This window comes from Catellatospora sp. NPDC049609 (assembly GCF_040675365.1).
GTDB lineage: Bacteria > Actinomycetota > Actinomycetes > Mycobacteriales > Micromonosporaceae > Catellatospora.
The window spans coordinates 1-5,186 of sequence record NZ_JBFAOU010000310.1 but is presented as its reverse complement, the minus strand read 5'-3'; the positions used below and the strand labels follow the sequence as shown (position 1 = coordinate 5,186).

Annotated in this window: 5 protein-coding genes; 4 read left to right on the top strand and 1 reads right to left on the bottom strand. The window is 73.4% G+C overall.

Features of this window, described 5'->3' with window-relative positions:
* Window positions 1–152 precede the first annotated feature (152 nt).
* Window positions 153–1,004: a slipin family protein gene (locus tag AB0J67_RS39050; RefSeq protein WP_363490523.1), complete on the bottom strand. Its 852-nt coding sequence runs from the start codon at window positions 1,002–1,004 to the stop codon at window positions 153–155.
* Window positions 1,005–1,242: 238 nt separating this feature from the next.
* Here AB0J67_RS39050 and AB0J67_RS39045 point away from each other — a divergent pair, with 238 nt between their 5' ends.
* The 4 genes from AB0J67_RS39045 (at window position 1,243) to AB0J67_RS39030 (ending at window position 5,136) form a co-directional block, all read left to right on the top strand.
* Window positions 1,243–2,376 (top strand): geranylgeranyl reductase family protein, encoded by a 1,134-nt coding sequence (locus AB0J67_RS39045; RefSeq protein ID WP_363490521.1) that lies wholly within the window; start codon window positions 1,243–1,245, stop codon window positions 2,374–2,376.
* Window positions 2,377–2,597: 221 nt separating this feature from the next.
* Entirely contained in the window at window positions 2,598–3,536 is a 939-nt protein-coding gene (locus AB0J67_RS39040) for a transporter substrate-binding domain-containing protein (protein ID WP_363490519.1), read from the top strand.
* Complete coding sequence (locus tag AB0J67_RS39035; RefSeq protein ID WP_363490517.1) at window positions 3,533–4,528, top strand: hypothetical protein; 996 nt, start codon at window positions 3,533–3,535, stop codon at window positions 4,526–4,528. Before AB0J67_RS39040 ends, AB0J67_RS39035 begins: the two co-directional genes overlap by 4 nt.
* 146 nt (window positions 4,529–4,674) lie before the next feature.
* The gene (locus AB0J67_RS39030; RefSeq protein WP_363490515.1) at window positions 4,675–5,136 is read left to right on the top strand and encodes a VOC family protein; all 462 of its coding nucleotides are present in this window, start codon (window positions 4,675–4,677) and stop codon (window positions 5,134–5,136) included.
* Window positions 5,137–5,186 lie beyond the last annotated feature (50 nt).

The window sequence follows — 5,186 nt, the reverse complement described above, 5'->3', positions numbered from 1 at the left end:
ACCGGGTCAAGCACCGCCCGGCGGGCACCCTGGTCCGCGAGGACGACACCGAGCAGGCGCATCCCCGGCCGCCGGGGCCAGCGACAGCGGCGGGATGCGCCAGACCAGCTCGCCCGCGATGCCGAGCGGCTCGCGGCTGGTGGCCAGCACGGTCACCTCCCACAGGGGGTGGTGTGTTTGTCGAAGCCGATGTAGAGGCGGGCTTCGGCGTTGGCGCCCAGCGCCGACATGGTGTCGAGTTCGCGGAGGCGGAGGAGGGCGGGGTGGTCGGCGTAGACGGCGGCGGCTTCGGCGAGGCGGTTCAGGGCTTCGACCTCGGCTTCGGTGCGGATGCGGTGGGCGGCGGCGTCGGCCTCGGCGGACAGGCGGACCGCCTCGCGCCGGGCGGCGGCGGTGACCTGGTCGGCCTCGGCGCGGGCGCGGGCCTCCAGGACGTCCTTCTCGGCCTTGGTACGCGCGTCGACGAGCTGAGCCTCGGCGAGGCGCTGGGCGGTGAGCACCCGGTTCATGACCTCCTGGAGGTTGCCGGGGAAGACGATGTCCTTCACGTCGGCGCGCAGGATCTCGACGCCGTAGCCGCCGGCGGCGCCCTGGACGTCGCGCAGGATGTCCTCGGAGAGGCGGTTGCGGTTGGTGAGGATCTCCTCCAGCGTCATGGACGCCAGGGAACGGCGCGCGGCCAGCTGCACGTCGCTGTACACGCGGTCGGTGTAGCTGTCCACCCGCTCGACCGCGGCCACCGGGTCGACCACCTTGAAGTGGGTCAGGATGCTCACCCGCAGCGCGACCTTGTCGGCGGTGAGGATCTCCTGGCCCTTGAGGGTGAGCTCGCGCTCGCGCATGTCGACGAGGGTCACCTCGACCACCGGGTCGGTGCGGCCCCAGCGGCGGCGCGCGGCGGGCAGCTCGTAGCGGCCCGCGTCGAGCACCGCGGTGAGGCGGCCGTCCTCGTAGCGCAGGCCGCGGTGGGTGTTCTTGATGATGATCTCGCGAGTCGTGCCCATGGCTGATTCCTCGTGCGAAGGGATGGAAAGGGCGCCCCGGAGCGGGCCCGATGGCTAGGACGGGATGTCAGGCGAAAGAGGCCTGTCAGCACGGGATGACGGATCCCAGCGCACTTTGTCTGGCAGACACCCGCTATGAACCCGCCGGGGCGTGATCACTCCATCACGGACGCCGCGGCGCGGCAACGGAATATCGATACCGGTGGCGCCGCCGGCGGCGACGGCCGATGCTGGGAGGGTGTACGACGTCGCGATCGTCGGCGCCGGGCCGGCCGGATCGGCCGCGGCGCTGGCGGCGGCGCGGCTCGGCGCGCGGGTACTGCTGCTGGACCGGGCGGACTTCCCGCGTGACAAGGCCTGCGGCGACGGCATCGCCCCGCAGGCGCTGCGGGTGGCCGCCGCGCTCGGGGCCGCCGGGCTCGCCGACGGGTTCGCGCCGGTCGGCTCGCTGTCCCTGACCGGCCCGGGCGGCGCGCGGGTCACCGGAGCGCTGCCGGAACCGGCGTACGTCATCCCGCGCGAGGTGTTCGACGCGCGGCTGGTCGCGGCGGCGGTCACGGCCGGGGCGGAGCTGCGGCGGCACACGGTGCGCCGCCTCGCCGTGCGCGGCGACGGCGTCGACCTCGGCGACGGCCTGGCCGCCCGGGTGGTGGTCGGCGCGGACGGTGCGAACTCGACGGTGCGCCGGCTGCTGGGCGTGCCGCGCAACCCGCCCGGCGCGCTGGCCGTCGCCATCCGCGCCTACGCGCCGCTGCCCGCTGCGCCGGACGGCGCGGGCGGGCAGCGGATCGTGATGGCTGGCGGGAACAGTCCGGCCTATGCCTGGTCGTTCCCGATCGGGGACGGGCGGCGCAACGTCGGCTACGGCGAGCCCGCCTCCGGCGCCGAGCTGAGCCGCGCGCACCTGCTGGAACGCATGCACGACCTGCTCGGTGACGTCGACGCCGCGGCGCTGTCCGGGGCACGGGCGCACCACCTGCCGCTGTCGAACCGGCGGCCCCGGCCGGGGCACGGGCGGATCCTGCTCGTAGGCGACGCGCTGTCGCTGATCAACCCGTTCACCGGCGAGGGCATCTTCTACGCCCTGGTCTCGGGAATGCTGGCCGGGCGGGCGGCGGTGTCCCCCGGCGGCTCGCGCGCGGGCGCGGCGTACGCGGGCGCGCTGCGTGCCCGGCTGGGGCGGCACCTGCGGCACACGGCCGCCGTGGCGCGGCTGACCACACGGCCGTGGCTCGTCGACGCGGGCATCCACGCCGCGAGCCGGGAGCGGCGGGTCTTCGACGGACTGGTGGCGCTGGGCCTCGGCGACGGGCTGTTGAGCGCCCGCCTGCTGGGCGCGGTCGGGGCGGCGGCACTACGGCCCCGGACATGACAACTTCTGGGTTGACCTGACAACCCAGAAGTTGTCACGCGCTGCGGAAGCTCACCTGTGCCGGAGTGTCACGCGGTGCGGAGCGCGTCCGGTCCGGCAGCCCTCGCCGCACCCGGTGCCGGATCGGCTGCTTCATCGAAACGTTGCCTTGGCGGGCATCACCGTGTGGTAGCGCGCGACTACATTGGACCGGCGCCGTCCCACCAGGAACGAGGCCGCCGATGACTGACACCCCTGCCCGGCCGCGGTTGCGGCCGCTGCTGACCGCCACCGCGGTGACGCTGACGATGCTGTTGGCGGGCGCCGCGGCCTGCGGCCCGGACAAGGACCCGTCCCCGAGGACCGTGGACGAGCTGTTCAAGCAGACCTCCGTGTACGGCAAGCCGAAGATAAAGATCGGGGTCGCCGAGGACCAGCCGCTCATGGGCAAGCTGATCGACGGCCGGTTCGAGGGCTTCGACATCGAGATCGCCCGCTATCTCGCCGAGTCGCTGGGCTTCCAGGGCGACAGCCGGATCGACTTCGTGCCGCTGCAGACCGAGGACCGGGAGAACGCCCTGCTGTCGGGCAAGGTGAACCTGGTCGTGGCGAGCTACTCGATGACGCCCGAGCGGGAGAAGGAGATCGACTTCGTCGGGCCGTACTTCGTGACCAAGCAGGAGCTGCTGATCCGGGTCGCCGACCGGGGCACCATCCGCGACCTCAGCGACCTGGCCCAGCCCGGCCGGGAGACCTGCGTGGTCGGCGGTTCGACCGGCGAGCGGGAGTTCACCGGTCGCGGCCTGAAGGTCTACCCGGCCGCGACCAACCGGGTGTGCCTGGAGCGGCTGCTGGCCGGCAAGTCGCACGCCTTCTCCACCGACGAGACCATCCTCGCCGGCTACCTCTCCGAGCATCCCAAGGACCTGCACGTCGTCGACGTGCCGATCGGCGCCAACGAGCGGCTCGGCGTCGGGGTGTCCAAGCAGGATCCGGCGCTGCGCGACCTGGTCGCGTTCTTCCTGCGCAAGAGCTTCGATACCGGGCAGCGCACCGACACCAGCCCGTGGCTGGCCGCATACCGGCGCACCCTCGGGCCCTGGCTGGGCGAGGACGTGATGCAGCCGCCGATCGACGCACCGGACCTGGTGGACTACGACGAGAAGGCGCCCCGGCCATGACCGCGGCGCCGCCGCCCGGACCGGCCCGCAAGCGCAGCCCGTGGCGGGCCGGCCAGGGCTTCTGGACCGTGGCCGTCGGCGTGCCGGCGATCTTCTCCGTGATGCGGCTGTGGATCGAGGCGGGCGGCGAGCTGCAGACCACCCTGCTGCTGGTGGCGAACGTGGGGCCGGTCAACCTGCTGGCAGCCCTGTTCACCACCGCCACCCGGCTGGTCACCACCGGCCTGGTCGCCGTGTTCGCGCTGGGCGCGGTGCTGGCGGTGAGCACGGCCGGGTCGCCGCGCCGCCCGCCGCTGTTCGCCCGGTGGTTCGCCCTGGCCCCGGCCTGGTTCCTCGGCTCGGTGTTCGTCATCGCGCTGGCCACCTGGCAGATCATCTACCTGCCGCTGCTGGCGGTCGCGGCGGTCGCGGTGTTCCAGCGCGAGCTGTCCGCGCTCGGCTGGCCGCGCCCGCGGTGGGCGGTGACGGTCGCGGTGCTCGCGGCGGGGTACGGGTGGCTGGTCGCGCCGACCGTGCGGGAGGGCTGGGCCACCGGTGAGCTGTTCGCGGTGGCGCTGCTGGTGGTGCCGCCGGTGCTGGCGCCGGGCGTGACCGGGCCGCTGCCCGGCCGGCTGGTGCGGCCGCTGGCGGCGCTCGCCCAGCCCGGCATCGCGATCGTGCTGCTGGCCGCGGCGGTGCCCGTGGTGATGACGCCGGTGCTGCCGATGACGGTGACGACGGTCCGGACCGCCGCCGGGGTGCCGGAGGAGGTGCGCGGACACGTGATCAGCACCGACGACGTGAGCACGGTGATCCTGCAGGAGCGCGGCGGCGTGCGGTACGTCGACAACGACGACATCGAGGCGCGGGTGCTCTGCCCCACCGAGGAGGAGCTGGTCCGCTACCGGCTGCGGGTGCGCGACTTCCACGTCGAGGACTCGCTGCTGGGCGCGCTTGGCCGGCGGGTCCGGCCGTTCACCCCGGTCAGCGCCGTGTGCCGGATCCCCGCCTGAGCGTGGTGTGCACCGGCTCCTCGTGCGCGCAGGATCACGCCCAGCCCTGATCGGCCGCGGCGGAAGCGGGCGGATGTCCCGTGCCGGGCGTTGAATGGGGAGCGGACGCACCGCTCCCCATTCGCGTACGAGGCAAGGAGACCGGCATGCAGCAGAAGATCACTCCGTACCTGTGGTTCGACGACCAGGCGGAGGAGGCGGCCGCCCACTACACCGCCATCTTCAAGAACTCGCAGATCACACAGGTCGTGCCGGGTCCGGAGGGCCGGGCGCTGCTGGTGCACTTCGAGCTGGACGGGCAGCCGTTCGTCGCGCTCAACGGCGGTCCGGCGTTCCGGTTCACCGAGGCGATCTCGCTGTTCGTGGACTGCGCGGACCAGGCCGAGGTCGACGAGCTGTGGAACCGGCTGGTCGAGGGCGGGGCGGAGAGCCAGTGCGGCTGGCTCAAGGACCGCTACGGCCTGTCCTGGCAGATCATCCCTAGGACGCTGATGGAGCTGATGAGCGACCCCGACCCGGTCAAGGCGGGCCGCGTCACCGAGGCCATGCTCGGCATGCGCAAGATCGACGTCCAGGCCCTGCGTGACGCGTACGACGGCACGGCCTGACGGCCCGGCGGCCGGTGCCCGGCGGGCACCAGCTCCACCGCCACGTCGTA